This window comes from Alkalicoccobacillus porphyridii (assembly GCF_007293315.1).
In the GTDB taxonomy this organism is placed as follows: Bacteria; Bacillota; Bacilli; order Bacillales; family Bacillaceae_D; genus Alkalicoccobacillus; species Alkalicoccobacillus porphyridii.
On the sequence record NZ_VLXZ01000004.1, the window covers coordinates 227,270 to 254,091 of the forward strand.

The window sequence follows — 26,822 nt, forward strand, 5'->3', positions numbered from 1 at the left end:
AAGTCACTTCCTATAAATCTTATCCAAATTCTTTGTAAATATGAACAAAACCATCTAAGTGTAGTATGAAGTTTATACGGCTACATGGGTAAGGTAAGGTCCTTATCACTCCTTAATAAAAATTAAAAAACCAGGGAGAACGGATCCTATTCAGGTCCATCTCCCTGGCTACCTTATTAACAATCTACTCCTTCACCGCTCCACTTGCAATTCCTGCAATAAAATAGCGCTGTAAGAAGAGGAACATGATGAAGATTGGCAATACTGATATGGATGCAGCTAACATTAACTGACCATAATCGAGATTATCCTGTCCTGCCAAAATAGATAATACAATCGGCAGTGTGTACATATCCTCTGTTACGATGGCAACAAGAGGCCATAAAAAGTTATTCCACTGGTGCGTAAACAAGAAAATAGCGACAGCACCAATTGCCGGGAGCATCATAGGTAAAGAGATTTGAAAAAAAATCCTGTACTCTCCACAGCCATCAATACGTGCGGATTCTAATAGAGAGTCGGGAATCGATTTCATGCTTTGTCTCATAAGAAAAATCGCAAATGGATAGGCGAGCTGTGGCAAAATAATCGCACTATACGTATTTAAAATCCCAAGATTAGCAAAAAGCTCAAATTGCGGAATAATTAAAGCTTGGTATGGAATCATCATCGATACAAGTAGCATGGCAAACAATGTGTTCCTGCCTTTAAACTTATACTTCGCAAACGCATAGCCCGCCGCTGCACTAAACAATCCTGCCACAACTGTAAATGTGACTGTAATAATCGTTGAATTCAATAAAGCTTGAAAAATATCAATATTATCTAAGAGGTTTCGGAAATTCTCAGCTAACTGGTCGCCAGGAATTAAATTAGGAGGTACTGAAAGCAGTGCTCCTGATGAGTTTGTTGCACCAACTAGCATCCAATAAAAGGGTCCAAGTGTAATGAACAATCCAATAGCTAATACAACATATTTTAATACCTTCCCTAGAATGCTCAATCGTCATCACCTGCCAGTTTGAACTGAATAAATGATAGAACGGCTATGATGAGTACCACCACATACGCTATGGCTGATGCATAACCAAAATCAAAGTATTCAAAGCCATTTTCATATAGATACATCGTGACTGTGGTTGTGGCATTAATTGGGCCACCACCCGTTAAGTTAAAGGCCTCATCGAATAGCTGAAAGGTACCAATCGTTGACATGACTACGGCAAATAGCAGCACCGGTTTTAATTGCGGTAAGGTAATGGAAAAAAACTTACGTAAAGGACTAGCGCCATCTATACTAGCTGCCTCGTAGAGATCCTTTGGAATCACTTGCAGTCCAGCTAAAATAATGATCATGTTGTAGCCTGTCCATCGCCAGATCGTCACCATAATAAGTGAAACCTTGGCCCAAAACGGATCATTTAGCCAGGGAATACGATCAATCCCCACATTAGAGAGCATAAAATTGATAATCCCAAAATCCTGATTTAGGATTAAAAGAAAGATAATCGCAGCTGCAACGAGTGAGGTCACTGTTGGTGTAAAAAAAGCGACCCGCAGCACACCTTTAAACCTGTGAATCCCACTATGCAAAACATTTGCGAGTATAACCGCGAACATAATCATAATGGGCACTTGGAAAATCAGAATAATAAAAGTGTTAAAGAGGGATTCATAAAACAAACTATCCTGAAACAAACGAATGTAATTTCCAAAGCCAGCAAAGGTGTTTACTCCCGCTTCATTTGTTGTGAAGCTTAGAATTAATGAATACACTACAGGATAACCTGTAAACATTAAAAATAACAGAACAGCTGGTGCTATAAACACATAGGGGGCAAGTCCTGCCTGATTCTTCGGTCCCTTGCCTTTTGGTCTGCCTTGAGTGACTGAATTACTCATCGCTTGCCTCCCGTCCAGTGGCTGCTTCAAGTCGATTACCTGCTGTTTCAAGCCCTTCCGCTACAGACACATTTTCTAAAATAACCCGACCGATCGCATCATTGAAGTTATTTTGAGCCCTCAAATAATCATCTGTGAAATTGACAACGGGTAAATCAACCGCCTCTTCACCAAAAAGGGTAAAGATTTCTTGACCACCAAAAAACTCATCTCCTTCAGCAAGTTGAGGATGATCAATCGCTCCAATAAGTGCTGGGTACGCTCCATATGCAAGTGCACCATACACTTGATTATCAACATTCACTGAAGCAAACTCCCCAAATAAGTATGCTGCTTCTTTGTTACTGGAAACAGAAGTAATAGCAAGGTTCGAACCACCATCATTCGCAGCAGTTAATCCACCTTCCTCGAAAACAGGCATCTTCATAACTCTCCATAGCCCTTCCTGTTCAGGCATTTGATCCTCAATGATTCCTTTTTGCCATGAACCACTAATGACGGAGGCAACGGCATCATTTTTGATCGCCGCATTCACTTCTTCACCTGTTGAAGCATAGAGGAAAATCCCCGCATCATCCATTGCTTTTAATGTTTCCATCGAACGATAAGCAGCATCTGTATTAGCGGTAACATTCCCATCTAAGTCAAAATATAATAATTCATGCTGCTGAAGCATGGCACGATAGAATTGAGTATCTCCATTAAATTGCATACCTGTCATGAGTGTGCCTGTTTCTTCAAGCATTTGTTCCCCGGCAGCTATATAATCATCCCATGTAACAATTTCGTCGGGGTCAATCCCAGCTTCTTCAAACAAGTCTTCTCGATAAAAGACCGCCATTGGTCCAGTATCCCTCGGAAATGCCATAACTCCATCATCGTCATTAATTAAAGGAGCAATTTTCCCTTCAACAAATTTGTCTCGATGTTCATCAAAACCCATCTCAGATAAGTTGACAAAGCTTTCACTAAAGTTCTCCATATAGAGATCAATTCGTTGGTTCTCCACTTGAACGAGATCTGGTAACTGACTTTCTACTCCAGCAGCAAGACCTGTAGTGAGTCTTTGATAGACTTGATCACCACTAAGCTTTAAGATGTGAACATTAATATTCGGATACATTTCTTCAAAATCCGGGACAATATCAAGTAAATAATCAGCCTCTAAATTCCATGCCCAAACCGTTAAATCACCTGAAGGTTCATCGGATAGGTTTGGTTCAGTACTCTCATTACAGCCCCCTACGGCCAGTAGCATAAAAGCTAAAAACGCAGGTGTTTTATAGCGCATACTCTCCCCTCCCATAGTAAAAATTTATCTTTCTGTGAAGTCTTCATGTTGTGAGAACGCTTAATGGTAACGTTTCCATCTTTAGCACAGTGTATTTTTCACGTCAAATAATAAGGTCTAAATTCGACAAAATTATACTATTATTTTCGACTTTTATTTTTGTGATTAGTGGTTGATTGGTATTTATAGATAAGAATATGGTACGTGAAATTATTTAATTATATAATGTTTTTTTCTATGTATTTTGTTTAAGCATTTATATATTATTGCTCTTATATCAGTGTGATGACTATGTCTCTTTTTGGCTATCAAAAGATTAGTTTTAGTCCGTTTGAGTACATTCAAACGGACTAAAACGGTAGCTTAGAAATAATTCATATTCATAGCTTCTTTCACCTCATGAAGCGTTTCTTTTGCAATATGTTGAGCTCTAGCTGTCCCTTCCATTAGTATCTCATCTAATTGAGAAGGATTTTTTTGGAACATATCTCTCCTTTCTCTCATCGGTTCAAGGAGCTGATTGATACTTTTAGAAACTTTATCTTTGCATTCGGCACAACCAAGTGATGCCGTTTTACACCCTTCATATATCTCTTCGGTCGATTCATTTGCAAAAGCTTGATGATAGGTGAATATGACACAACGTTCTGAATGACCAGGATCAGACTTCTTTACTCTTGCTGGGTCTGTTTTTGCTTTTTTTATTTTGTTAAGGACTTCTTCATAAGTAGAGTCTAAATGAATGGAGTTCCCCTTGCTTTTACTCATTTTACTGTCACCATTTATACCGGGTAATCGTGGAAACTCACCAACAAGAGCTCTCGGTTCTGCAAATACGGGTTTATATAATTGATTAAACCGGCGTATGATTTTTCTTGTTTGTTCCATATGAGGCAACTGATCCTTACCAACGGGGACAACGGTTGCTTTGCAAAATGTAATATCTGCTGTTTGACTAATTGGGTACCCAAGGAAACCATAATACAGATCCTCATAGCCTTTCTCTAACGCTTCCGCCTTAACAGTTGGATTGTGTCGAAGAGAGTTAACCGTTACAAACATTGAATAATAGATGGTTAACTCTGCGATTTCTGGAATCATTGACTGAACAAAAATAGTTGTTTCATTTGGGTCAATACCAGCGGAGAGATAGTCCAGCGTAACTAGTCTTAGATATTGCGATAGTTGTTTAGGCTCTTTAAAATGCGTGGTTAATGCCTGCACATCTGCAAGCATCACAAATGTATCATATTGATGTTGTAGCGCTACTCGATTTTTTAAGCTGCCTACATAATGGCCAAGATGAAGCTTGCCTGTCACACGATCTCCTGTCATCATTCGTTCTTTCATATAAGTTCCTCCTTCTATTATGTTGCTGAGAACCGTTCATCTTTCTTTGCCACCAGTCATCTTCCATGACCATCACCCCCTTAAATAAACACAAAAAACCCCGTCCAAATAAGGACGAGGTTTTCTCGCGGTACCACCTTTTGTTAGCTAGTAGAATCAGCTCACTCACACATACGGAAAGCATCTACTTTCGATATGTCTCTAGTTGATAACGGATAGAGAAACCCGACTTCACCTACTAACGATTTAGGTCACTGAAAAACGATCTATATAAGACTGCGAACGTTCTTCCATTGTTTAAGTCAGAACATTAGCGGGTGTGAACCCGTAGACTCCTGCGGAACAGAACGAGGCAGACCGACATTGAAGTGGCGTACTTCCACTTCGAGGGCTGAGGCCGTTCTTGCGGGTGCTAGGGTTCTCCTGTAGCGGCGCTATTCAGCTCATTCTTACATGACTTTTTCAGTGACCTACTAACGATTTCGGAAAAGTAATTCAGAAGCCCATTCCAAAACAAAGGATGATTGGTTCACAGCCACCACCAACTCTCTGAACACCCAATCTGTTTTGTACTTACTCTTCATCATTATTGATTTCTATATAAGATAAATATTTACTCAGCTAAGTCAACATTGTGATAAACCTGTTGAACATCTTCCAAATCTTCCAGTGCATCTATTAGCTTCTCAAATTGCTCCTTACCCTCTTCAGGAATAGACACATCATTTTGAGCTAACATGGTAAGTTCAGCTACTGAGAATTCCGTCACACCTAACGTTTTAAACGCCTCTTGGACAGCATGAAATTGTTCAGGGTCTGCATAAACGATAACCGTTTCATCCTCTTGAACAATATCTTTAATATCTACGTCTTCTTCCATCATCAATTCAAGTATCTCATCCTCAGACTTGCCCTCTACACCAATTACAGCAGCCGCATCGAACATATAAGCAACTGAGCCACTAACGCCCATGTTCCCTCCATTTTTTCCAAAAGCCGCTCGAACATCAGATGCGGTGCGGTTCACATTATTAGTTAGCGCATCAACAATCAACATAGAGCCGTTTGGTCCAAAACCTTCGTATCTAAGCTCATCGTATGTTTCATCTGAGCCACCTTTAGCTTTTTCAATCGCTCGATCGATGATTGCTTTTGGAACATTATAGGTTTTAGCTCGTTCAAGAACGACCTTTAAAGCTTGGTTTGATTCAGGGTCTGGCTCACCCTGCTTGGCTGCCACATATATCTCACGTCCAAATTTCGCATAAATTCTACTTGTATTTGCATCCTTTGATGCTTTTTTTTCTTTAATATTATTCCATTTACGTCCCATCATTAACACTCGCTTTCACTTGTTCTCTTAACCTCCATCATAGCCTCATCTAGCGATTCTGACAAGCTATTAGGACAAACCTTCCATAATTACACTGTAAATAGTTGTTTGCAAGTGGAATAAACAGGGTATAAACTCCTGTGTATGAATATATACATATTTTTATGAAGAGGAGTTGAGTGTATGAGAAAAGTGGAAGTTAAGAAATTTGGTATTGTTAGTGTTTTAAAAAGTACGCTTTACCTTTATTTTATTCCCCTTATTATTTTTGTCCTGATTTTTCTTATTGCTACTTTAGTAGGGGTTACCCAGGAAGGGGCTGCAGGTTTTGTAACTATCCCGCTTTTTTTAATTGCCATTATTTTTTATACTGCTTTCTATGCAGGCATAATATCACTAGTCACATTATGTTATAACTGGTTAGCAGGTAAATTTGGCGGCCTTGTATTAACGGTTGAAGATGTGGATACGCACACGGCAATAAATGAGCAACATCATGACGAATCTCAATTGAGTTAAGAAATGAGTATTTAATGAGATATTAACTTTCGAAAAGAATGGGTTTATTGTAACTTGGACGTGGAACCAGGTTAATGGCAAGTACCTGTTCGCTCTAACAGTACTCAATTTATCTAAATTGGTAATGATTCTACCTGAATTAAAGAAAAGCTAAACAATATTAAACATTGTTTAGCTTTTCTTCTATTGATAAACCCCCACTGGAACACTTTCCTTATATCTCTTTGTTGAGATTAGGATAGGAGATCTATGTCACTAAACTGTCGCAACGAACCTATACATTTAATTCACATTTTCAAGATATTGATCATACGCTTCCTGCATGATTTCTACATAACGGTCTACGCCCAAGGATTCTAAACCAGCTAAATAGCTGTCCCAGTCCGAATCAAAATCTAGTTCTCCTACGATAAATCGTACAGCACTTTGCTCCACGTTCGTCTTAATATTAGTTTCAAGTGTGGCTACTTCCTCTTGCACTATTTCATCAAACCAAACACTCCAATAAGGGAATACTCGTTCCGGCTCCGTTCCTTCATATAAGTAAGTGGCTTCTTGTAAACGGCGTTCATAGCCCTCCTGTGTATAAATATCCTCAGCCTGAACCCAAGAATCTCTAAATTCTACTGGATGATAATATTGAGCGCTGGCTCCCCAATTGTTATTACGTTCATCATCAGAATGTATCTCTTTAACAAGTGGTTCTACATCTTCATTAATAGCCACATCACCTTCTTCAGCCTGTTCCCATGATTCTCCTTCTTCTCCGAACATGGCGCGAAGAGACCCCTCCGTTGTGAACATATAATCTAATAGCTTTAGGGCTTTCACTTGCACCTCTTCACTCGCTTTATTTGTGAGGGCAAAGGTTGCACCTTGTTCTATGGGATACTTATAAACGGAATACGCAGCATTTGGTCCTGCTAACGGAGCAATGGCATCATATTCCAAACTATTATCATTGTTGGCAAATTCATTAGGATGCATGGAGGGTCCAGCGCCAAGGATTACTTCATCCGCATTACTTCCTAATTGAGTATAGGCTTCAGCGTTTTGAGTAAAAGCTCCAGGATCAATAAGCCCATCTTCATAAAGCTCATGAATATATTCCAAGCCTTGTTTCCATTCCTCTTTGTTCGCCACAAATGAAACTTGATCATTATCTACAGTCAAACGCGTTTTGACATCATCATACACAAATCCATTCATTAAAAATGGTATAACAGAATGCTGACCAATTGAAATTGAACCACTAAGTGGAATCTCGTCTTTCTCACCATTTCCATTTGGATCATCATTCTTAAATGCAGTCAGCACTTCTTTTAATTCTTCATGTGTTTCTGGAACGTCCAGTCCTAAGTTATCAAGCCATGTACTATTTAGCCACATTTTATTTGGCCAAGTACAGTGGAAACATTCAATGAGTTGAGGTATTCCATATATATTTCCATCAGGTGCAGTAGCAAGAGCTCGATATTCAGCATCAGTATCTAAAACCTCCTGTAAATTAGGAGCGTGATCTTTAATAAGGTCGTTCAAGGGCAAAAGAACACCTTGATTCCCGTAACGAAGCATCTCATTTGCAGAGAATTGATCTACCCAAGGAATCATGAAATACACATCTGGGTAATCACCACTTGAAAGCGAGATCTGGCGTCGCTCTTTTGCTGCTGCTGAGTCATAAGACGTAGTCTCAAAGATAAGGTTTACATCAAATTCCTCCTCAACAAAAGCTGTAAAAGAATTTGTCTCTAAGTCTCTTTCTGAGTAGTTCGGCATAAAAATTTTCATATCTGTTTTTCCTTCAACTGTATCCTCTGAAGCCTCTTCTCCTGGAGAGCATGAAACAAGAAGTACCATCCCTACAAGTAATATAAATATTCTTATGAACTTGACTTCCATGTGTAAATCCCCCTTAGTGTTTAAAGTATTTATCCTTTTACAGATCCAATTAACATACCTTTCACAAAATACTTTTGTGCAAAAGGATAGATAACTAGGACAGGCAAACTAGAAACAACGATTAATGAATACTTCATTAGATTTGCTAAGCGGTCACGCTCCGCTTGTACTGCAATATCCATATTTGCACCTGAGCTTGTTTGTGTGATAAGGATCTCCCTTAGCTCCAATTGCAATGGAAATAGATCTCTAGTCTTAAGAAAAATCATGGCATCGAAATAGCTGTTCCATTGAATAACTGCATACATAAGAGCTAACACAGCAATAATTGGTTTTGAAAGTGGTAAAACAACGGACCATAAAAAACGAATGCTACTACACCCATCCATTTCACTTGCTTCAACTAACTCCTCAGGGATACTCGTTTGGAAAAAGGTTCTAGCTATAATCACCTGCCAAACAGCAATGGCCTTAGGAATAATAATAGCCCATATACTGTCAAGCATGCCTAGTCGTTGTACTAAAAGATATTCGGGAATTAACCCCCCTGAAAAAAGCATGGTAATCAAGATAAAGAACATAAGGAAGGTGCGACCATAAAAATTCCTTCTTGACAAAGGGTACGCAAACACAACCGTTAAGACTACCGCAAGCAATGTATAGCTTATGGTGTAGATGATTGAATTCTTGAAACCTCGTAGTACATCAGAGTTAGTTAAAACCTCTCTATAACCTGCAAACGATATGTCAACAGGCCATAGCCAAACCTCACCTGCGGTTACTGCTTCGGCGCTACTTATGGAAGAGCTCACTATATAAACTATTGGATATAGCACAATAATCAAAACCAGAATTAAAAAGGCATAAACACTATATAAGAAGAGTTGATCAGTGAATGATTCTTTTATTCTACTTTTTTGCTTTCTTCTTTTCATAAGCCCTCCTCTCTTCATCACCATAGCCCTGTACCTGTAACCCTACGAGCGATGACATTCACTATGAGAATCAATATTAAATTGATAATGGAATTAAATAACCCTACAGCAGCACTAAAGCTGAAGCTTGCATTGATTATACCCATTTTGTATACGTAGGTCTGTAGAATTTCTGACGTGCTTAGGTTGAGTGGATTTTGTAATAAATAAACCTTCTCAAAGCCAATAGACATTAAATTCCCTACACTTAAGATCATGATAATGACGATCGCAGGCATAATACCTGGAATATCCACGTTAAGTATGCGTTGAATTCGTGAAGCGCCATCCACCTTTGCCGCTTCATACTGTTGCCTGTCTACCCCAGCCAATGCAGCAAGATATATAATGGCTGCATAACCGGTCTGCTGCCATGCATCTGACCATACGTACACAGATCGAAAAGCATCTGATTGTGCTAAAAAATTACTTGACTCAAACCCTAAGAATATAAGGATATCGTTAATAATCCCAGTACGTGGAGAAAGCATAATAATAATCATAGACACAATGATAACTGTTGAAATGAAATACGGTGCATAAGTGAACATTTGTACCGTACGCTTAAAGATCCCATGCCTGATTTCATTTAACGCGAGTGCAAGAATAATCGGTAGCGGAAACGTTACAGCCATTTGATAAAGACTTAAGTATAGTGTGTTTTTGATGAGGTCCCAAGCTACTGGGTTTCTAAAAAACGCTTGAAAGTGTTTTAACCCTGCCCAATCACTTCCAAAAACACCTTGAACAATGTTATAGTCTTTAAATGCAATGATCGTTCCAGCCATAGGGACATATTTAAAAATAATGAAATACATTATTGGTGGAATCATCAGCAAGTATAGTTGCCAATGTCTTCGAAAGCTTTTTTTGGCTAATTCTCGGTGAGTTTCTCGCCTGAACTTTGGTTTAAACGTTCTCTTATTGATCCTTTCAGTTGTTTTCAAAGCCACACTCCTTTCTTAAAGCCCCTTAATGAAAGCGCCTTCATTTAGAATGATATCAGAGGTTTTGACTATTGAAACCGTACACTTCAGAAAAAGACGTACACCTGTATTTTCGTTAAATAAAAAAACCGTACACTTTAAAAATCAAGGTACAGTTCTAAAAAGATACTATTAAGCTTTTGAGGAATGTAAATTTTCTCGATATTGTACAGGTGTGATTGCATGTAATCGTTTAAATACTCTACGAAAGGAATGGGCACTATTATATCCAACCTGCTCTGCAATTTCTTCAATGGTTAGTACACCTTGACTGAGTAGGTCTTCAGCCTTTTTTATTCTAACTCTTTCAATATACTCGTTTAACCGTTCCCCGGTTTCATATTTAAATAAACTAATCATTCTCTTCTCCTCATCACCTATTTTCGATGCAATGAGATTCGATGTTAGACCAGCGTCCGTATAATGCACATTTATACATTCTTTTACTTTTTGTATTAACACATGATCTTGCACGGCTTGTTTTTTATCCTTCCAATCACAAAATAGATAGATAAGAGAGATGATCATCTGCTTTAGCTCTTCTGATTTATTTGTATTGATTTGTGTTAATAGTAATTTTTCGTAAAGTTGTTTAATTTGACCTTCTTGTCTTGTTGCATCAATAGCTCTCATAACCGTTCCTTTAAGCGCTACTAAAAAATGCTCCAGCATCTTTGGTGACAATGATTTTTCATATTTATTCTTATTAAATAAAGTATCAATCATTGAAATCGAGGCCTCTGCATTTCCATCTTTAATGTTCTTAAGTAGAGAAAGCTCCCAATCATATGGATAAAAATAAATGGTAGAGCTATGAACAATTCTTCTGAAAAGAAAAACGCCAAAGTCAGCTAGATCCTGTCCATATTGAAGTGCAACTAACGCTTCATGGTATGAGCGATTAATATCTGAGAGCCGCTCATAAGATTGGCCAATGCCCACATGTATATCAAGTGTTTGTCTTCCTTCAACTTTATCATTCAATTCTTTAAATAGTATTTCGGCTTTTTGTGGAGAGTGCTGATGCTCAATCTTGTCAATAAGCAACAAATAGATAAGCTTTCGTTGACTTATGGTCTTATGAAGAAATGGATATAGCTCGCCCATTTTTTCTTCTACATACAGATCAAATTCCATCAGTCGTTCATGATATTCCTTCGTTGGCAAATTCTCTTTTTTTGATGCAATCTCAGCTACAAAAACATTTCCAACATGATGATTTGAGAATTTTTCTCCGTAAGAATTATTATACGATTCAACTGCTTGCTCTGCAGTAATGCTTCCATGTAATAATTGCTTAATAAACAAATCCTTCAAAACAGGCATTTGATTCGATAATGTCTGCCGTAATTCAGTATGACTCTTTAATAAGTGTGAAACATGGTCCATCAAAGAATCGTATTCATTTTTTGATTTTGCCTCTGCTCCCATGTATTCGTTTAAACGCTTTACAATTGAAGTGATTGGCCTACTATTCCGCCGTGAAAATTGCAAAGAAATACATAGCCCAACTAATAAGGTTACACTTGTTACGATGAGTGTGATATCTTTTATTGGTTTAGCTTGAGCTGCAATTGTACTTTTAGGTATACCTGCAGTATAGATCAAATCATTCTTATCCGAACGCATGGTAACGACTAACGTACCGTCTTTTAAATACTCAACATCTTGCTCATTTGAATTAATAGCAATCTCAGTAATCCGGTCTTTAGTAATATTTGTAGCTGAAATCACCTTATTTTCTCCATCTCGAATAAAGGTCCAAGCATCCAGCTCATTTGGCATACTCTTTACAATATTGTTAATATCATTTTGTTTAATTGGAACAACTACTGTTCCTAAGGAAGCATACGCACTATCTAAAGGAATAGACTGAACAAAGGTTAATCCAATGCTATCCATATCCTCTGTAGGACTAATAAATGAATGAGTACGATTCTCTGTTTCTACTAGTTTTGATAGGTACGCTTCACTATAATCAGTTCCAGCGAAAAATTGCTGAGGTCTAAAATAAACTGAGCCAGGCGTAATAATTAAGTTGCTTTTATTAATACGGATGTAATAATCTTCAATAAAATCATTTGTTGAAGCGAATGGTGTTACAGCGGAAGAAAAACTTGATAGTAAAGAGATTTGTCGTGTAGATTCATCACTGCTTAATAGTAAAATTCGTTGTAAATCATCATTTATTGCAATGTGTCTTGCAAATCGCTCTACTTCCGATAGCCTTTGTTCCAGTAAAGACTTACTCTGGTTTAATGATTGTATACTAGTTCTAATTGCATAATTCTCAGCTTCTTTTATAGCAGCGTGATAGGTAAAGAAACCAGTCATAATAGGGATGAGCAAAATAATAACATAGGATATAAGGAAACGCCTATAAACGTTTAATGTCCTTCTTCTGAACATATTGCCCCCTCCTCACGTGTTACATTCAACCTCTCTATTGGGAACCAAATAAAGGCACCACTAGTTAGAACGTGACATGTTATTCCCCTACTAATCTAATAATATCTTTATGACAACCGGTTTATCACTTTGAACAGTGTTTGTGTGTATATTTAGACCCTCTTCAGAACGCTCCCATGTCGGTTTCTCGTCAAATCCTAATATCTCCAAATCTTGAATGATTCCATGAAAATGAGGTAACTTTGATGCATCCTTATCACTTAAAGACTTTATGCAAACGTAGCCGTTTTTAGGGTAATGTAGCACAGTAGCAAAAAGGTAGGAACCATTTACGGTAAAGCGAATATCTTCTGCTGTAAATGTTTTTGATTCTGAATCTGTAAATTGTCCTTCCTTAATGAGTGTAGGTCCCTCAGCAGCTACTCTCCATACCCCTGAATCATAAATGGCTTCACCATTCACTCGTAACCAATCTCCAATTTCAAGTAAAATAGCACGGTCTTCATCAGGAATGCTTCCATCTGCTTTAGGTCCAATGTTTAATAAAAGAGAGCCATTTTTACTTACAATATCCACAAGATCTGCAATAATTTCATTTGCCTTCTTGTACTCATTATTTTCTGTATAACACCATGAGTTTTTGGCAACGGCTGTGTCCGTTTGCCAGAAATAAGGCTTCTGGTCAGCAAACTGTCCCCGCTCAATATCTACAACGGCCGTACCAAACATAAAGGCATCATGCTTGTAATTGATCGCTACCTCCTTCCCCCATTCCTCTGCACGATTATAATAATACGCGGCAAATTTTTTTAAATAAGGTTTAGCAGCATGATGTTGGATCCACCAGTCAAAATACATAATACGTGGTTGATATTTGTCTACAATTTCACACGTACGGATAAGCCAATCGTCTAAAAACTCTTTAGAAGGAGAGGAGCTATATATATCATGGTGATCTGGCTCTGGCATGGCCGGCCAATAAAAATCCCCCACTTTTAACGGCTCTTTTATATCACTATCAAATTCCTTACCATGCCCCATAAAAAACCAATGTTCGATTCGATGGGAGGATGCACAAAGTGTAATGTCTCGTTTGCTTAAAGATTCACCTAACTCTCCCAGCACATCACGCTTGGGACCCATTTCATACGCATTAAAACGAGAAATGTCGCTCTTATACATTTGAAAGCCATCATGATGTTCTGCAACCGGCATCACATAACGCGCTCCTGCATCTTCAAATAACTGCGCCCATTCGTCAGCATCAAAATGCTCTGCTTTAAACTCTGGAATAAAGTCTTTATAGCCGAACTCTTTGTGTGGACCATAGGTGTTAATATGATGGTCAAATTCTTTCGATCCTTGAATATACATATTACGCGAGTACCACTCATTACCAAAAGCAGGAACAGAGTAAACACCCCAATGAATAAAAATTCCGAACTTTGCTTTTTGATACCAGTCAGCTAATTTGTATTGAGCTAAGGAATCCCAGTTATCTTTAAACCTGCCTGATTTAATGACGTCGTTAATCGTTTCTAAGTATGATGATTTCATTGCAGCCTCCTTTTTGTACGTACTTATTTTATATTAAATCTTTTTGTAAGCGTTATCAATTGTCAAAATATAATAACAATAAAAAAATCCCACTAATATTTCATTAGTGGGATCCTATCTTTTCATTAGCCTGTATGATGATCCGCTTGCAATGCGTCCTCAAAAATCAAATCTGCGGTTAATTGTCCAGACAAAGTAACCATTGGAACCCCACCACCAGGATGGGTAGAGCCGCCTACAAAATAAAGATTTGAGTACACACCACTCCGGCTTGGAATTTTGAATCCACCATTCTTTTTGCGATCAGCCGCGACCCCATATATAGAACCACCATTAGAACCATAGAGCTTGTTCAAATCGTTAGGCGTAAAAGCATATTCAAACTCAATATGTTCACGCAAATTGGTTAGGCCATTTCGCTCCAGCTTAGCAATAACGGTTTCCCGGTAGGTCTCTTTGTACTTGTCCCAGTCTTCTCCCTCTTTAAGAGGCGGCACATGTGTAAGGACAAAATGATTCTCTTTGCCTTCAGGTGCCTGCTTTGGATCGGACTTAGATGAAATCCCAATATACACTGTTGGATCATCGGCAGGTCGTTTCTCTTCGAAAATCTGCTTAAATTCCAACTGCGGGTCCTTTGAGAAAAAGAAATTATGGTGAGACAGCTGATCATAAGTCCGGTTAATACCTAAAAGTAGCACTAACCCAGATACACTTGGCTCAAACTGACTTAGTTTTTTAATTTCCTGCTTGGATTGTGACTCCGTTTGCATCAATTGATCATAGGTTGGAATTGCTTCCAGGTTTGAGACCACGATGTCCGCATCCAATGTCTCTCCAGAATGAAGCTGGACGCCCTGTGCCTTTTGATCAGATCCTAGTATACGATTTACCCTTGCATTAGTTCGTATGTCAACATCAAGTTCACCTAATAAGCGCTCCATTCCTTTAATAATTTTATACATACCACCCTCGACATAATGAATCCCTAAGCCAAACTGGACGTAGGCAAGCTGTGATAATACAGCAGGTGATTGATATGGAGATGACCCGACATACATTACCAAAAAATCAAGGAGTTGCTGCAAATGAGGGTCGCGGATATGTTTTTTTGTAGCCTGATTCATGCTTTTCATTGGATCCATTGCAAGTAGATCTTTAAAGCTATGCATGAGACGTAAATCCTTTAATCCAGACAAACTTTTTTGATAAAAGCTTTTCATGCATTGGTCGTAGATTTGCTTGCTGTAATCAAGATAATGAAGGAAACCAGACGTATCCTTTGGAGATATCCGTTCAATTTCAGCTAGCATATCGGGCAAATCACCCTTCAGATCAATGGAAACACCATCCTCAAAAAATGTGCGCCACTGTGGCTCGACTCGTTTGATTGTCATGTAATCAGATAGTTTACGATCTGCACGAGAGAACAATTGCTCTAATGTCCATGGCATCGTCAGGATGGATGGTCCCGTATCAAACGTATAGCCTGCACCACTTCGAATATTGCATTTGCCTCCGATGCGCTCATTCGCTTCTAAGATCTGAACCTGATATCCTTCTGCTGCAAGAGAGATCGCTGAAGATAAACCACCAATTCCGCCACCAATTACAATCACTTTTTTCGTCACACGTAGTTCCCCCTTTTAGTTAATAAATCCAAGGTACTAAGATCCAACGCTGTTGCTTCCACTCGTCATAGTTTTTGCCCAATGCTTCTGTTAGCATACCTTCTTCCAGCTTTATTCGAAACAGCAATGCTGGTAGAACCAGAATAAGAGTGATTAATAAGCCCGTCCACGAGGCCAAATAACTAGATAAACCAATCATAATGACAAATAAGGCTGTATATAATGGGTGCCTCATATATCGGTAAGGACCATGACTTACTAGTTTTTTATCTGCGGATACCTCTACATGCCTTGTAAATTGTTGCTTTAACGTCAGCATTGACCAGTATCTGAGAAAAATACCTACTCCATATATAAATAAACTTAACCACGTAAAAGAAGCATTTTCGATTGTAAAAAACGATAATTCACGAAAAGAAAGACTCGCCATGACGGTAATAGTAATCGCAAAAAGGATAAGGTAATAGCTTTTTCGTTCAGACGAATGGGATTTCTCGGATTCTCGTTGACCTTTAAAGATGAGAAATTCCATTAACCAAACGATACTGAGTATAAGAAATAACCATTCGTTAAATGACATAAGTCTCCTTCCGTCTTTGTAAGTAGTCTCTCTATCATGGACTAATTTATAGAATAGTCAAACAAAACGATGAGTTGATCTTGATTATTAACGTCCCTTTAAGATTAAAGTGTATGGGACTGTGTTCAAATTTATATTTAAATGAATCTTGTGTTATGGATAGAGGGGGGCTCATGATTCGTTGCTTCTTCCACCGCTCCCAAAATAGGGGGCACTTACCCTAGGGAGTGGACAATGAAAAATTCATCTTGTAATGAGCTCATGCACCGCTATAGGAGAAAACTTCTCTCATGTTCCCGATCAGACAAAATGATTAACATTCCTACCTAAGTGGATTGGCTGCGCTTACTGGCTTCCGCGCACGTACTCGCTTTTTCGCGCATTTTACTTTTTTTCGCGCATCCCCTACCTATTATCGCGCATATTCCATCCGTGGGGTCGGGATGGTGACTGGATTGGCTGTGCTTACCGACTTAGTCATGCGAGTTTAGTTAATCTTCCGATGGATTTCTGATGATTTTCTTGTTAAGAGCTACTGCTTCTCTTAGTATGTAGGCTTTTCTACTTGCTATGAGCTCTTGCTTCTTGCTATATCTACCGCTTCTCTTGGTATGCTGGCCTTTTCTCTTGCTATGAGCTCTTGCTTCTTGCTACTTCTACCGCTTCTCTTGGTATACAGGACTTTTCTCTTGCTATGAGCTCTTGCTTCTTGCTACATCTACCGCTCCTCTTGGTATGCTGGCCCTTTCCCTTGATATGAGCACTTGCTTCTTGCTGAATTACCTGCTCCTCTTGGTATACAGGCCCTTTCTCTACGTGCCCCATTCCTGGAGTGATGCCGAAGCCTTTTTTTCAGCAATTCTCCCCCATTACACAAAACAGCCGACTCAAGATTGAGTCGGCTGTTGCTTGATTCTTCTTATACCATAACCTTACACATATCTTTCGTGAACTCCACCGGATCCTCAAGTGGTAGCCCCTCAATTAGAAGGGCTTGGCTGTATAACAGATTTGTGTATAGCTTCAGTTTTTCTTGGTCCGTATCGTGTGCAGCTTTGATCGCTTTAAACACATCATGATTTGGGTTGATCTCAAGAACCTTCTCCGCTTTTACATGCTGATTATCAGGCATGGCTTGAAGAACTTTCTCCATTTCAATCGTTACTTCACCGTCTGCTGCTAGGAAAACCGGATGAGTCTTCAAACGCTTGGAAAGACGAACGTCCTTGACCTTGCCTGCCAGTACAGATTTCATTTCTTCAAATAAAGCCTTATTAGCATCAGCCTCTTCCTCAGACTGCTCGGTATCGTCTTCATCCATTTTTAGATCAGCACTAGAAACAGATTGGAATTCTTTTTCCTGATAGCTTTGTAGCATTTTGATTGCAAACTCATCTACATCCTCCGTAAAATAAAGGATTTCATAGCCTTTATCTGCAACTAACTCTGTTTGCGGAAGCTTTTTAATACGGTCGATAGATTCTCCACCAGCGTAGTAGATCTTTTCTTGATCTTCCTTCATACGAGTCACATATTCAGATAATGAAACCAGTCCGTCCTCTGTAGAGGAATGGAACAATAATAGATCTTCTAGCACTTTTTTGTGCGCACCATATTCATTGTACACACCAAACTTAAGTTGGCGTCCAAATGATTGATAAAACTTCACGTACGCGTCACGATTATTTTTTAACATCGATTGAAGCTGAGACTTAATCTTTGACTGAATATTTTTAGCGATAAGCTTTAGCTGACGATCGTGCTGAAGCATCTCACGTGAAATATTTAATGAAAGATCCTCTGAATCAACCATTCCTTTTACAAAGCTAAAGAAGTCTGGCAGAAGATCCGCACACTTCTCCATAATGAGGACGCCATTTGCGTAAAGCTCAAGTCCCTTTTCGTATTCCTTTGAATAAAAGTCAAACGGAGTATTCTCAGGAATAAACAAGATGGCATTATAACGAACGGCTCCATCCACACTTAAATGAATATGGTCAAGGGGTTTATCGAAGCCGTAATGCTTCTCTTGATAAAAATGTTCGTAATCCTCTTTAGTAAGCTCGCTTTTATTCTTGCGCCAAATTGGTACCATGCTGTTAATCGTTTGTTCTTCTATAACCTCTTCCGTTTCTCCCTCTTCGCCATCTTTCGGCTGATGCGTGCTTACTTGCATCTTAATTGGATATCGGATGAAATCAGAGTACTTTTTGACGATAGACCTTAAACGGAACTCTTCAAGAAACTCATCGTAAGATTCGTCTTCTGTATTTTCTTTAATATGTAATGTAATCTCGGTGCCTGGTAAGTCCTTCTCCGCTGGTTCAATCGTATATCCGTCACTGCCATCAGATTCCCACTTATAAGCCTGTGGATCATCCACTGATTTACTAACCACAGTTACTTTATCAGCCACCATAAATGCAGAGTAAAAACCAACACCAAATTGACCAATAATATCGTGGCCATCTTTCGTTTCCGTTGCTTTTTTAAAGGCAAGAGATCCACTTTTTGCAATGGTACCCAGGTTTGCTTCTAATTCTTCTTTTGTCATTCCCATACCAGTGTCAGTTAACGATAAGGTACGTTCTTCTTTATTCGCATCAATATGAATCGCATAACGATCTTGCTCGAAGCTAATCGCTTCATCCGTTAATGCACGATAATATAGCTTATCAATCGCATCACTAGAGTTTGAAATCAACTCCCGTAAAAAGATTTCCTTTTGAGTATAAATGGAATTAATCATCATCTCTAAAAGACGTTTCGATTCTGCCTGAAACTGCTTCTTTTCCATTTCTACATGACACCTTCCCTTATGACCAATTTATGATTAGCACTTGTGATCCTAGAGTGCTAACCACTTATTATTTTACACGTTTGCCAGTTGGCGTCAATAGATTCACATTTGATTGTAATTACTCAAATAGATGAATGAATAATCTTATGCCTCAAGAACACACTACGTATATCTCGATGTGTAGAAAGGAGAAGCGTATGGCTGAAATTTTGGAGTTCCAATCTGATTTCGATTACAACAAACAGCTATTCTCGACCTTTTTCTCCAATCAGTCGGATTATGGTCATCGAGATGTTTATATAACTGAGCTAAGTAAAAACTGTACCTTGTGCTTTTTGAAGTCCAGAACAGATTTTGCAACGCTTATGCAGTTTATGAATAAGCTAGAAAAAGTTACGCCATCATTGTTTCAATCCTCCTCCGAAGAAGAGGTTATTCTACATACATTAGAAACGCTCTCGTACCAATCCACTTTTTCATTTGATGATGCTATTTCCTTCATTTTCGAAGGGAAGTCTGTGCTCATTCTTGAAAATCACGCACAAGTGTTTATATTGGATACTGCCAATACAATAAAAAGATCCATCGAGGACTCTTCAAGCGAGAAAGTCATCCGCGGACCTAAGCTCGCTTTTATTGAAAGCATAAAAGACAACATCGGCATACTTAGACAATTAACACGAGATCAAAATATCATTGTCAAAGATCACAAATTAAACGTTCAAAGTAATGAAAAGCTTGTTCAATATGTCTATAACCAGAAATTGATTAAAGATGAGTTATTAGAAGAATTGGAGTCACGGTTATCAAAAATAAAAACAAGTAATTTAGAAGACTCAGGTATGCTCGAGGAATTAATTGAAGACCATCCGATGTCGCCATTTCCGCAAATACAAAATACAGAAAGACCAGACCGAGTGATTGCTGCGTTAAATGAAGGAAGAGTGGCCCTCTTTATAGATGGCTCTCCCTTTGCACTCATCGTGCCTTCAACGTTTGATATGCTTCTGCAATCACCAGATGATTATTATGAGCGATGGATCGCTGGAAGTTTCTTAAGAGTACTTCGTTACCTATCAATATTAATTACATTGTTTCTATCTGCCTTTTACATTTCATTGGTTTCGTTTAGCCAAGGACTCTTACCTACAGAGCTTGCCATAACGATTTCAGGTACACGACAGAATGTCCCTTTTCCACCGTTTATTGAAGCAATCATTATGGAAATTACGATTGAGCTATTAAGAGAAGCTGGTATTCGATTACCTACTCCTCTCGGGCAAACGATTGGGCTTGTGGGTGGAGTAATTATTGGTCAAGCAGCTGTTGAAGCTAACTTAGTTAGCTCCTTAATGGTTATCATTATTGCGCTGACCACCATTACTTCTTTTACAGTACCTCAATATAGCTTTGGTTTGTCTTTTCGAATGTTACGTTTTGTTGCGATGATATCAGCTGCTATATTTGGCTTATTTGGAACTGTATGCTTTTTCATCTGGATGTCCATCCACCTTTCAAATTTGAAGAGCTTTGGTACAACCTACTTTTCACTACAATTTAGCTACTCAAGGAAGAAGTTTCTTGATTTATTCTTTAGATTGCCAAAACGTATTCGTTCTGCTCAATAAGGAGGTCATCTGTTGAACACGAAGGTAGATCCGCTATCACCGTTCCAATTTACAGTCTTGATTATCAACGTCATGCTTGGAGTTGGCTTTCTCATACTCCCGAGAAGGATAACGGTTTCTCTCGATTCTGCAGAAGGCTGGATTACCCTACTCTATTCGGGCAGCATCTTTCTTATTGCTGTCTTGCTTATTTTTTTCTATTTCTACAAACATAAAGTCGGTGATATCGTCGAATACACTCAATTAGCCTTTCCATCTATTTTGTCTAAAGTCATTTGTATACTGCTTGTGTTGTATTTCTCAAGTCTAGCAGGCTACGAAGCAGTGGCGATGAGTGAGATGGTTCGGTTCTTCCTTTTAGAAACAACTCCACAAATGCTAGTGGTTTTTATCATCCTTGCTTTGGGCGCTTATTTAGCGAGCAGTTCATTTAATAGCTTAGTTCGTGTGTGTGTCTTCTTTCTCCCATTTTGTTTAGTTGTTGTGTTCTTTATTTTTGTATTAGGAGTACGTGAGATTAACATGAATAATTTATTGCCTATATTTCATAATGGTTTTGCGCCATTTACTAGAGGTTTTTTTAGCAACAGCATATCGTTTTTAGGCTTAGAATCGATTCTTATTCTTACAGCCTTTACCACAGCACAGACCAAAAGAGTGAGAGCTGCCGTCATTGGTATTTCCTTTACTACAATCCTCTACGCATTAACCTATATTTTAGTGGTAGGCACACTTAGCTTTCAGGAAGTGAAAACGTTGACATGGCCAACGATATCTTTTATTCAGACGTTTAGTATACATGGAATCTTTTTTGAACGATTGGATTCATTTTTATTATCTACTTGGATTCTTCAATTTTTTACGATTTGTTCCATTAACTTATTTAACTGTTGTTATATTTTAGAGAAGTTATTTTCTATTCGCCCAATCGTTTCTTGCCTGTTCATTGTACCAATAGCATATTTCGTGGCCTATATTCCCGCAGATTCCACAGAAATCTTCCTATTGGGTAATATAGTCAGTCAAAGTGGTTTTGTTATTTTAACGGCTTTACCATTTGTATGCTTCATTATCGTTTCTATTAAGAAGAAGGTGAGTGCATGACTATAAAGAGAATATTCATTGGGATTGTCTGCATGTTTTGCTTAACAGGCTGTTGGGACAGTCGAAGTATTGAAGAGATATCTTTAGTTATTGGTGTGGGTGTAGACATAAGTGAGAGTGGTGAATATCTCTCCTTAGGACATCAAATTATTGTCCCCCCAAGTAACAGTGGCGACAGCTCTCAAAATGCCCCGTTCAAAAACATTTATACTACAGGAAAAACGGTTCATAGTGCTATTCGTAACCTTGCTCTTCGTGATCACGCTGTAATTAGTGACCATCAGCGGGTTTTAATTATTCGAAAAGACGTATTACGAAAGTGGACAATTGAGGAAGTCATCAATCAGATGATTAAAGATGATCGCACACGAAGAAGCCTGTTTGTGTTCATTACCGATGAACCAATAAAACAAGTGCTCGGAGTGTCTGACGCTGGAGAAATCCCTTCTAATCAATTGTATGATTTGATTGATAATCGCGGCAGATCTGCAAAAATTCTTCCTGAAGTCTCTTTAGGGAAGCTTTCTTCCAATTTGCAAAAAGGTGTTAGCTTTCTCTTGCAGGATGTTCAAATCATTGACAATCGGTTAGCTTTATCCGGAGGGGGAGTTATCAAAGATAGTATGATTTTGGATCAAGAGCTCTCGATTGATGATATTGGTACGTTAAATTATTTAACCGGAGATATTGAAGGTGGAATCCTTTCTACAACACTTGAGGGAATGCCGCTCGCCTTTGAAATTCTTGATGATATGAATGTATCCATTAAAACAGATGTGAAAGATGATCAAGTCACTATTAATGTAGACGCTGAAACAACGGGAAGGATTTCTGAGGATTGGAATGAAGATGAGAACTCTTACACACAGGCGTATAATGACCAAAGACAAAAAGCGATTGAAATTGAAATAAGCAAACGGGTTAATCACCTTGTAAATAAGCTTCAAACTGACATTCATGCTGATGTAGCTGGCTTCTCTGAATACATGAGAGTGCAGCAGCCTGAATTCTGGAAGCAGCATGCAGCTGAATGGGATGACTACTTTTCAAATGCTGATATTTCATATTCTATTTCTGTTGTTATTGAAGATTTCGGTACAAAAGGCTCCACGATCAAAATGAAGTAGGTGTCAATTATGTTATGATAAAGGTAACCCAAGTAAGGAGCTGTTAACCTTTGAATCAATCCGAGCAGGAAGCCTTTATCATAGAAAAATACAAGCAGGAAGAGCAACTCATGATCCTATTATTCGCTCAGTGGTGCATTAATTTTGACCTTGATCCAAAGGTTATTTACCAAAAAGCTTTTCCTGGAGATATCCATAATCAAAAGCTTATCGAAGCCATTGATTTAACCTTGCCAAAGGAAGAAGCTGACGACGTTTCTCTAACCTCATTACTCGAGGTGTTATCCTGGTTTGAACAGGATCAGCTTGCCTATATTGTGATGGAGGAAGCCCAACGTTTAACTTAATCGTGAGAAAACACCTCCGCTAGTAGGCGATAAGAAGCCACTCTATCTTGGTGCGAATGGACATTTGTTAAAACCATACATTCATCCGTTTGAAATTCAGCTGCTACATCCTGCAGCTGTTTTTTTACTGTTTGCGGAGTACCTATAAGCTGTCTTTTCGCAAGGTCCTTTAGCTTATCTTCTTCCTCAGAAGTCAGTTGATAGTTAATAGTCGTTTGCTTGGACGGTAATCCGTTTGTTAGCTCACCCTTCTCTCTTTGTATCGACCAGACCTGGGCACTTCTAGCCATCTGTTCTGCTTGCTCCAAGGTTTCTGCGCAAATAACTGAAGCAGCAACAACAAGCTGAGGCTCTTCTAGTGTACGAGTAGCTTGAAATTGCTTTTTATAAATGGTTGCCGCCTCTTTACTGCTATCTGCATTCATAAAATGACCAACCGCATAAGGTAAACCATGCTTTGCCGCAAGCTGTGCGCTTTTAATACTTGTTCCAAGAATCCAAGGAACGGGCGGTATGGTTGGAACCGGAGCAGCTTGAAGCGAGGAATATGTATGATCTCTAGGAAAATCTTGATGAATAAAGTGTAATAACTCTTCTAGTTTTTGCGGCATGCTATAAATCGCTTGCAGCATATTTGAACTAAGTGCTTGCGAAGCCTCTGCCGATCCACCAGGAGAACGACTTAACCCAAGATCAATACGACTCGGATACATTGAGGCCAAAAGATTATACGTTTCTGCAACATGATAAGGCTGATAATTAGGTAATAAGACCGCCCCAGCTCCAACACGGATGTTTGACGTTTGCGCTCCAATAAGACCTATTAATACCTCAGGTGCTGGACAAACAAGCCCGGGAAGATCATGGTGCTCAGCAATCCAGTAACGAGTGTAGCCCCACTCTTCAGCAAGAGTCGCAAGCTGCACTGTCTCTTGCACTGCATTTTGCGCCGAACGCCCTTCTGACATCACAACTTGATCTAAAATACTTAATTTCATATGCGTGCTTCCTTTCAACAGAAAAGCCATGACAGAACAGCCATGGCTTTTTGCATATTACGACAATAATTCAGCTACAATCTCATGAGAGCGAACTCTTGCCTCATGATCAAACGCATCTGAAGAGATGATAATCTCATCTGCATGTGTTTCTTCAATAAACGAAGTTAACTGCTGTTTAATCGTTTCTGGGGAGCCTGTCATATATGAGCTTGCTCCTCTATTTCGTTCAAGCGCAGCAATTTCACCCGGTGCATAATGATCAGCCAAGTTCTTAACTGGCGGTTTAAACTGACCAGGGTTGCCACGCATTAAGTCAAGCATCTGCTGCTTACGAGATGTAGACAGATATTCCGCTTCCTCATCTGTATCTGCTGCAACCACACTGACACCAAGCATGACATGAGGTTTATCTAGTTTATCTGATGGCTCAAAACGACTACGATACAAATCCATCGCTTGATGCATATAATCAGGAGCAAAATGCGATGCAAATGAAAATGGCATACCTCTACTTGCTGAAAGTCTTGCACTAAATCCACTGGAACCAAGCAACCAGATAGGAATTGATAGACCAAGTCCAGGGTATGCTTTGACACCAGTTGTTGCTTCCTCACTCATATATGCTTCAAGCTCTTCCACTAAATCAGGAAAGTCATCACCATTACTAAAAAGGGTACGGCGTAACGCTCGTGCTGTCAGTTGGTCACTGCCCGGCGCCCGACCAAGCCCCAAATCTATACGACCCGGATGTAAGGATTCTAATGTTCCGAACTGCTCCGCAATCATTAAAGGTGCATGGTTTGGAAGCATAATGCCTCCCGATCCTACACGAATATGCTTCGTTCCTGATGCGATATGATTAATGATAATTGATGTCGCCGAAGATCCAATACCAGGCATATTATGGTGCTCTGCCAACCAGTATCGATTAAATCCCCACGCGTCTACCTTTTGCGCAAGGTCTAAGCTACGTTTAAACGTTTCAGAAGCATTTGATCCTTGCGTAATAGGCGCCAAATCAAGAACGGAAATCGGTGTATTTAAAAAACGCTTTGCATTTTTTTGAATGAGTTCCATGAGTCATCTACCTTTCTTATTTCCAGTACATGCACCCATTGTAATGAGTTCGGAGCTGAAGTGTCTACTTTCCTGCCTGAGGTGTAAATCCTTTTCGACTGGAAAGATATGTGTACGTCTCATCAAAAGTATAACCTAATTCGTGTAAGCCCTTTGAAATGGTATCGGCGTATGGCTTTGCCGGAGCATAAAATGGATTGGTTCCTAGATCAAGAGGATTAGTGAAGGTTACCTTAGGATACCCCTCATCCATGCCAAGATACACCACTCGACCATACCAACCATCATCTAATGTTACCGAGCCTTTTTCCATCAACTCATCAAATGACAAACCTGACGCATCTGCTTGATTCTCCTGCTCCACTACATCAACAAACTGCTCGAATGTAATGAGATATTGCCGCGCGATCGTTTGTTCAGAAGGATCCTCCTTGTGACCAATAAACGCAACGCCTCCCTCTCCCCACTTACTTCTATCCTTTGCAAAATAAAGTGGATATGGAAGAACACACGAGCGATTTCGAAGAGGAAGTGTTGTATCACGACAACCTTTTTCCGCTTGGGTCGAGCCGATAGGGATGCCTCCTTTAATATAACAATGGAAACGCTCCTCCATTAAATTGGAGCCGTAGCTTACGTACCAGACTAGGTTCATATAATCGCCTCTTTTACTGATAAAATATCTATTGTTCTAACCTGTAATTCATATGCCCCAGGAGAGACTCGAACTCCCGACCTCTGGTTTAGGAAACCATTGCACTATCCACTGTGCTACTGGGGCTATCTAGGTACCTATTCCATAGTAAAGAACCATTTTTACTTTAGCAAGTTTCATGTATTTGATTTGTAAGCTTAGATTATTTTTGTTTTAAGCAAAATGAATCAATTTGGAGGATGATCATTCATGAGGCGTTCTTTCTACTTATGCTTCGTGCTAGTCTTTTCACTTTTCATTGCTGCCTGTAGTCAGGAATCCGAGGAACCAAATGTATTAGTGGTAGAAGATGTGACATTTAAGTTTATTGATCAAGATGGGGATCCAGTTTCTCATGTTCAAATACCGATGGACAATGATATAAGAGATGGCTCTAAAGAAATTGGACGTTTTTTAGGAACAACTGATAGTGAAGGCATGATCTACATAGATGAAATGGAGGCTAGAACGTATAAGCTTGAAGCCTATAATAGATCATTCACCATAGATGAATATGATACCGGTGAAACGTTTTTGATTGATATTTGGATTTATAAATAAGTTCGTTAAATAAAAAAAGTGCTCGAGCCAAGGCCCGAGCAAATACAAA

Annotated in this window: 22 protein-coding genes, 1 tRNA gene and 1 other annotated feature; of the genes, 6 read left to right on the forward strand and 17 right to left on the reverse strand. The window is 39.0% G+C overall.

Annotated features, from left to right (window positions below; genetic code table 11):
- Positions 1-184: 184 nt before the first annotated feature.
- The 5 genes from FN960_RS08530 to FN960_RS08550 all read right to left on the reverse strand — a co-directional run bounded on the left by FN960_RS08530 (position 185) and on the right by FN960_RS08550 (position 5,876).
- Entirely contained in the window at positions 185-1,003 is an 819-nt protein-coding gene (locus FN960_RS08530; RefSeq protein ID WP_143848283.1) for a carbohydrate ABC transporter permease, read from the reverse strand.
- Entirely contained in the window at positions 1,000-1,902 is a 903-nt protein-coding gene (locus FN960_RS08535; protein WP_143848284.1) for a carbohydrate ABC transporter permease, read from the reverse strand. Before FN960_RS08535 ends, FN960_RS08530 begins: the two co-directional genes overlap by 4 nt.
- Complete coding sequence (locus FN960_RS08540) at positions 1,895-3,193, reverse strand: ABC transporter substrate-binding protein (protein ID WP_185970970.1); 1,299 nt, start codon at positions 3,191-3,193, stop codon at positions 1,895-1,897. Before FN960_RS08540 ends, FN960_RS08535 begins: the two co-directional genes overlap by 8 nt.
- A gap of 363 nt (positions 3,194-3,556) precedes the next feature.
- A complete protein-coding gene (gene trpS / locus FN960_RS08545) occupies positions 3,557-4,543 on the reverse strand; it encodes a tryptophan--tRNA ligase (protein ID WP_143848286.1) in 987 nt (328 codons plus the stop codon).
- 107 nt (positions 4,544-4,650) lie between these two features.
- Positions 4,651-5,139 (reverse strand) — a binding site (T-box leader).
- Positions 5,140-5,156: 17 nt separating this feature from the next.
- On the reverse strand, positions 5,157-5,876 hold the full coding sequence (locus FN960_RS08550; RefSeq protein ID WP_143848408.1) for a YebC/PmpR family DNA-binding transcriptional regulator: 720 nt from the start codon (positions 5,874-5,876) through the stop codon (positions 5,157-5,159).
- 183 nt (positions 5,877-6,059) lie between these two features.
- Between FN960_RS08550 and FN960_RS08555 the strand changes: the two genes are divergently transcribed.
- A complete protein-coding gene (locus tag FN960_RS08555; protein WP_143848287.1) occupies positions 6,060-6,395 on the forward strand; it encodes a SoxR reducing system RseC family protein in 336 nt (111 codons plus the stop codon).
- Positions 6,396-6,677: 282 nt separating this feature from the next.
- Here the strand turns inward: FN960_RS08555 and FN960_RS08560 are convergent, their stop codons facing one another.
- The 8 genes from FN960_RS08560 to htpG form a co-directional block, all read right to left on the reverse strand.
- On the reverse strand, positions 6,678-8,297 hold the full coding sequence (locus FN960_RS08560) for an extracellular solute-binding protein (RefSeq protein ID WP_143848288.1): 1,620 nt from the start codon (positions 8,295-8,297) through the stop codon (positions 6,678-6,680).
- 29 nt (positions 8,298-8,326) lie between these two features.
- Positions 8,327-9,232, reverse strand: coding sequence for a carbohydrate ABC transporter permease (locus FN960_RS08565; RefSeq protein ID WP_185970971.1), 906 nt, complete (start codon positions 9,230-9,232; stop codon positions 8,327-8,329).
- Positions 9,233-9,249: 17 nt separating this feature from the next.
- A complete protein-coding gene (locus tag FN960_RS08570) occupies positions 9,250-10,104 on the reverse strand; it encodes an ABC transporter permease (RefSeq protein ID WP_143848409.1) in 855 nt (284 codons plus the stop codon).
- A 285-nt stretch (positions 10,105-10,389) separates the two neighbouring features.
- Complete coding sequence (locus FN960_RS08575; RefSeq protein WP_143848290.1) at positions 10,390-12,666, reverse strand: helix-turn-helix domain-containing protein; 2,277 nt, start codon at positions 12,664-12,666, stop codon at positions 10,390-10,392.
- 90 nt (positions 12,667-12,756) lie between these two features.
- Complete coding sequence (locus tag FN960_RS08580) at positions 12,757-14,223, reverse strand: alpha-L-fucosidase (RefSeq protein WP_143848291.1); 1,467 nt, start codon at positions 14,221-14,223, stop codon at positions 12,757-12,759.
- Positions 14,224-14,348: 125 nt separating this feature from the next.
- Positions 14,349-15,854, reverse strand: a complete 1,506-nt coding sequence (locus tag FN960_RS08585; RefSeq protein WP_143848292.1) for a phytoene desaturase family protein — start codon at positions 15,852-15,854, stop codon at positions 14,349-14,351.
- Between the two features lie 19 nt (positions 15,855-15,873).
- Complete coding sequence (locus FN960_RS08590) at positions 15,874-16,434, reverse strand: methyltransferase family protein (RefSeq protein ID WP_143848293.1); 561 nt, start codon at positions 16,432-16,434, stop codon at positions 15,874-15,876.
- A 919-nt stretch (positions 16,435-17,353) separates the two neighbouring features.
- Positions 17,354-19,231: a molecular chaperone HtpG gene (gene htpG / locus FN960_RS08595; protein WP_143848294.1), complete on the reverse strand. Its 1,878-nt coding sequence runs from the start codon at positions 19,229-19,231 to the stop codon at positions 17,354-17,356.
- 200 nt (positions 19,232-19,431) lie between these two features.
- Between htpG and FN960_RS08600 the strand changes: the two genes are divergently transcribed.
- Genes FN960_RS08600 through yxiS form a run of 4 tightly spaced genes read left to right on the forward strand, consistent with a single transcriptional unit; the run spans position 19,432 to position 23,440 of the window.
- Positions 19,432-20,862, forward strand: a complete 1,431-nt coding sequence (locus FN960_RS08600; protein WP_185970972.1) for a spore germination protein — start codon at positions 19,432-19,434, stop codon at positions 20,860-20,862.
- Positions 20,863-20,874: 12 nt separating this feature from the next.
- On the forward strand, positions 20,875-21,966 hold the full coding sequence (locus FN960_RS08605) for a GerAB/ArcD/ProY family transporter (RefSeq protein ID WP_143848296.1): 1,092 nt from the start codon (positions 20,875-20,877) through the stop codon (positions 21,964-21,966).
- The gene (locus FN960_RS08610) at positions 21,963-23,093 is read left to right on the forward strand and encodes a Ger(x)C family spore germination protein (RefSeq protein WP_143848297.1); all 1,131 of its coding nucleotides are present in this window, start codon (positions 21,963-21,965) and stop codon (positions 23,091-23,093) included. The genes FN960_RS08605 and FN960_RS08610 overlap by 4 nt, the downstream gene beginning before the upstream one ends.
- Before the next feature lie 50 nt (positions 23,094-23,143).
- Positions 23,144-23,440: a protein YxiS gene (yxiS, locus tag FN960_RS08615; protein ID WP_260681962.1), complete on the forward strand. Its 297-nt coding sequence runs from the start codon at positions 23,144-23,146 to the stop codon at positions 23,438-23,440.
- Here yxiS and FN960_RS08620 read toward each other — a convergent pair.
- The 4 genes from FN960_RS08620 to FN960_RS08635 form a co-directional block, all read right to left on the reverse strand.
- Positions 23,437-24,438 carry an LLM class flavin-dependent oxidoreductase gene (locus FN960_RS08620; RefSeq protein ID WP_143848298.1) on the reverse strand — a complete coding sequence of 334 codons (1,002 nt, stop codon included), beginning with the start codon at positions 24,436-24,438 and terminating at the stop codon, positions 23,437-23,439. The genes yxiS and FN960_RS08620 overlap by 4 nt on opposite strands.
- Positions 24,439-24,495: 57 nt before the next feature.
- Positions 24,496-25,518: an LLM class flavin-dependent oxidoreductase gene (locus tag FN960_RS08625; RefSeq protein ID WP_143848299.1), complete on the reverse strand. Its 1,023-nt coding sequence runs from the start codon at positions 25,516-25,518 to the stop codon at positions 24,496-24,498.
- 64 nt (positions 25,519-25,582) lie between these two features.
- Positions 25,583-26,173, reverse strand: coding sequence for a hypothetical protein (locus tag FN960_RS08630; RefSeq protein ID WP_143848300.1), 591 nt, complete (start codon positions 26,171-26,173; stop codon positions 25,583-25,585).
- Positions 26,174-26,226: 53 nt separating this feature from the next.
- A tRNA-Arg gene (locus FN960_RS08635) sits at positions 26,227-26,299 on the reverse strand.
- A 123-nt stretch (positions 26,300-26,422) separates the two neighbouring features.
- Here FN960_RS08635 and FN960_RS08640 point away from each other — a divergent pair.
- Positions 26,423-26,773: a DUF2606 family protein gene (locus FN960_RS08640; RefSeq protein WP_143848301.1), complete on the forward strand. Its 351-nt coding sequence runs from the start codon at positions 26,423-26,425 to the stop codon at positions 26,771-26,773.
- Positions 26,774-26,822 lie beyond the last annotated feature (49 nt).

Excerpts from the sequence above, each read along its gene's own strand:
- FN960_RS08630 (WP_143848300.1), bottom strand. The coding sequence starts at position 26,173 with ATGAACCTAGTCTGGTACGTAAGCTACGGCTCCAATTTAATGGAGGAG.
- FN960_RS08610 (WP_143848297.1), top strand. The coding sequence starts at position 21,963 with ATGACTATAAAGAGAATATTCATTGGGATTGTCTGCATGTTTTGCTTA.
- FN960_RS08590 (WP_143848293.1), bottom strand. The coding sequence starts at position 16,434 with ATGTCATTTAACGAATGGTTATTTCTTATACTCAGTATCGTTTGGTTA.
- FN960_RS08535 (WP_143848284.1), bottom strand. The coding sequence starts at position 1,902 with ATGAGTAATTCAGTCACTCAAGGCAGACCAAAAGGCAAGGGACCGAAG.
- FN960_RS08640 (WP_143848301.1), top strand. The coding sequence starts at position 26,423 with ATGAGGCGTTCTTTCTACTTATGCTTCGTGCTAGTCTTTTCACTTTTC.
- FN960_RS08620 (WP_143848298.1), bottom strand. The coding sequence starts at position 24,438 with ATGAAATTAAGTATTTTAGATCAAGTTGTGATGTCAGAAGGGCGTTCG.
- FN960_RS08575 (WP_143848290.1), bottom strand. The coding sequence starts at position 12,666 with ATGTTCAGAAGAAGGACATTAAACGTTTATAGGCGTTTCCTTATATCC.
- FN960_RS08565 (WP_185970971.1), bottom strand. The coding sequence starts at position 9,232 with ATGAAAAGAAGAAAGCAAAAAAGTAGAATAAAAGAATCATTCACTGAT.
- FN960_RS08540 (WP_185970970.1), bottom strand. The coding sequence starts at position 3,193 with ATGCGCTATAAAACACCTGCGTTTTTAGCTTTTATGCTACTGGCCGTA.
- FN960_RS08560 (WP_143848288.1), bottom strand. The coding sequence starts at position 8,297 with ATGGAAGTCAAGTTCATAAGAATATTTATATTACTTGTAGGGATGGTA.
- FN960_RS08625 (WP_143848299.1), bottom strand. The coding sequence starts at position 25,518 with ATGGAACTCATTCAAAAAAATGCAAAGCGTTTTTTAAATACACCGATT.
- htpG (WP_143848294.1), bottom strand. The coding sequence starts at position 19,231 with ATGGAAAAGAAGCAGTTTCAGGCAGAATCGAAACGTCTTTTAGAGATG.
- FN960_RS08580 (WP_143848291.1), bottom strand. The coding sequence starts at position 14,223 with ATGAAATCATCATACTTAGAAACGATTAACGACGTCATTAAATCAGGC.
- trpS (WP_143848286.1), bottom strand. The coding sequence starts at position 4,543 with ATGAAAGAACGAATGATGACAGGAGATCGTGTGACAGGCAAGCTTCAT.
- FN960_RS08600 (WP_185970972.1), top strand. The coding sequence starts at position 19,432 with ATGGCTGAAATTTTGGAGTTCCAATCTGATTTCGATTACAACAAACAG.
- FN960_RS08555 (WP_143848287.1), top strand. The coding sequence starts at position 6,060 with ATGAGAAAAGTGGAAGTTAAGAAATTTGGTATTGTTAGTGTTTTAAAA.
- FN960_RS08570 (WP_143848409.1), bottom strand. The coding sequence starts at position 10,104 with ATGATTCCACCAATAATGTATTTCATTATTTTTAAATATGTCCCTATG.
- FN960_RS08550 (WP_143848408.1), bottom strand. The coding sequence starts at position 5,876 with ATGGGACGTAAATGGAATAATATTAAAGAAAAAAAAGCATCAAAGGAT.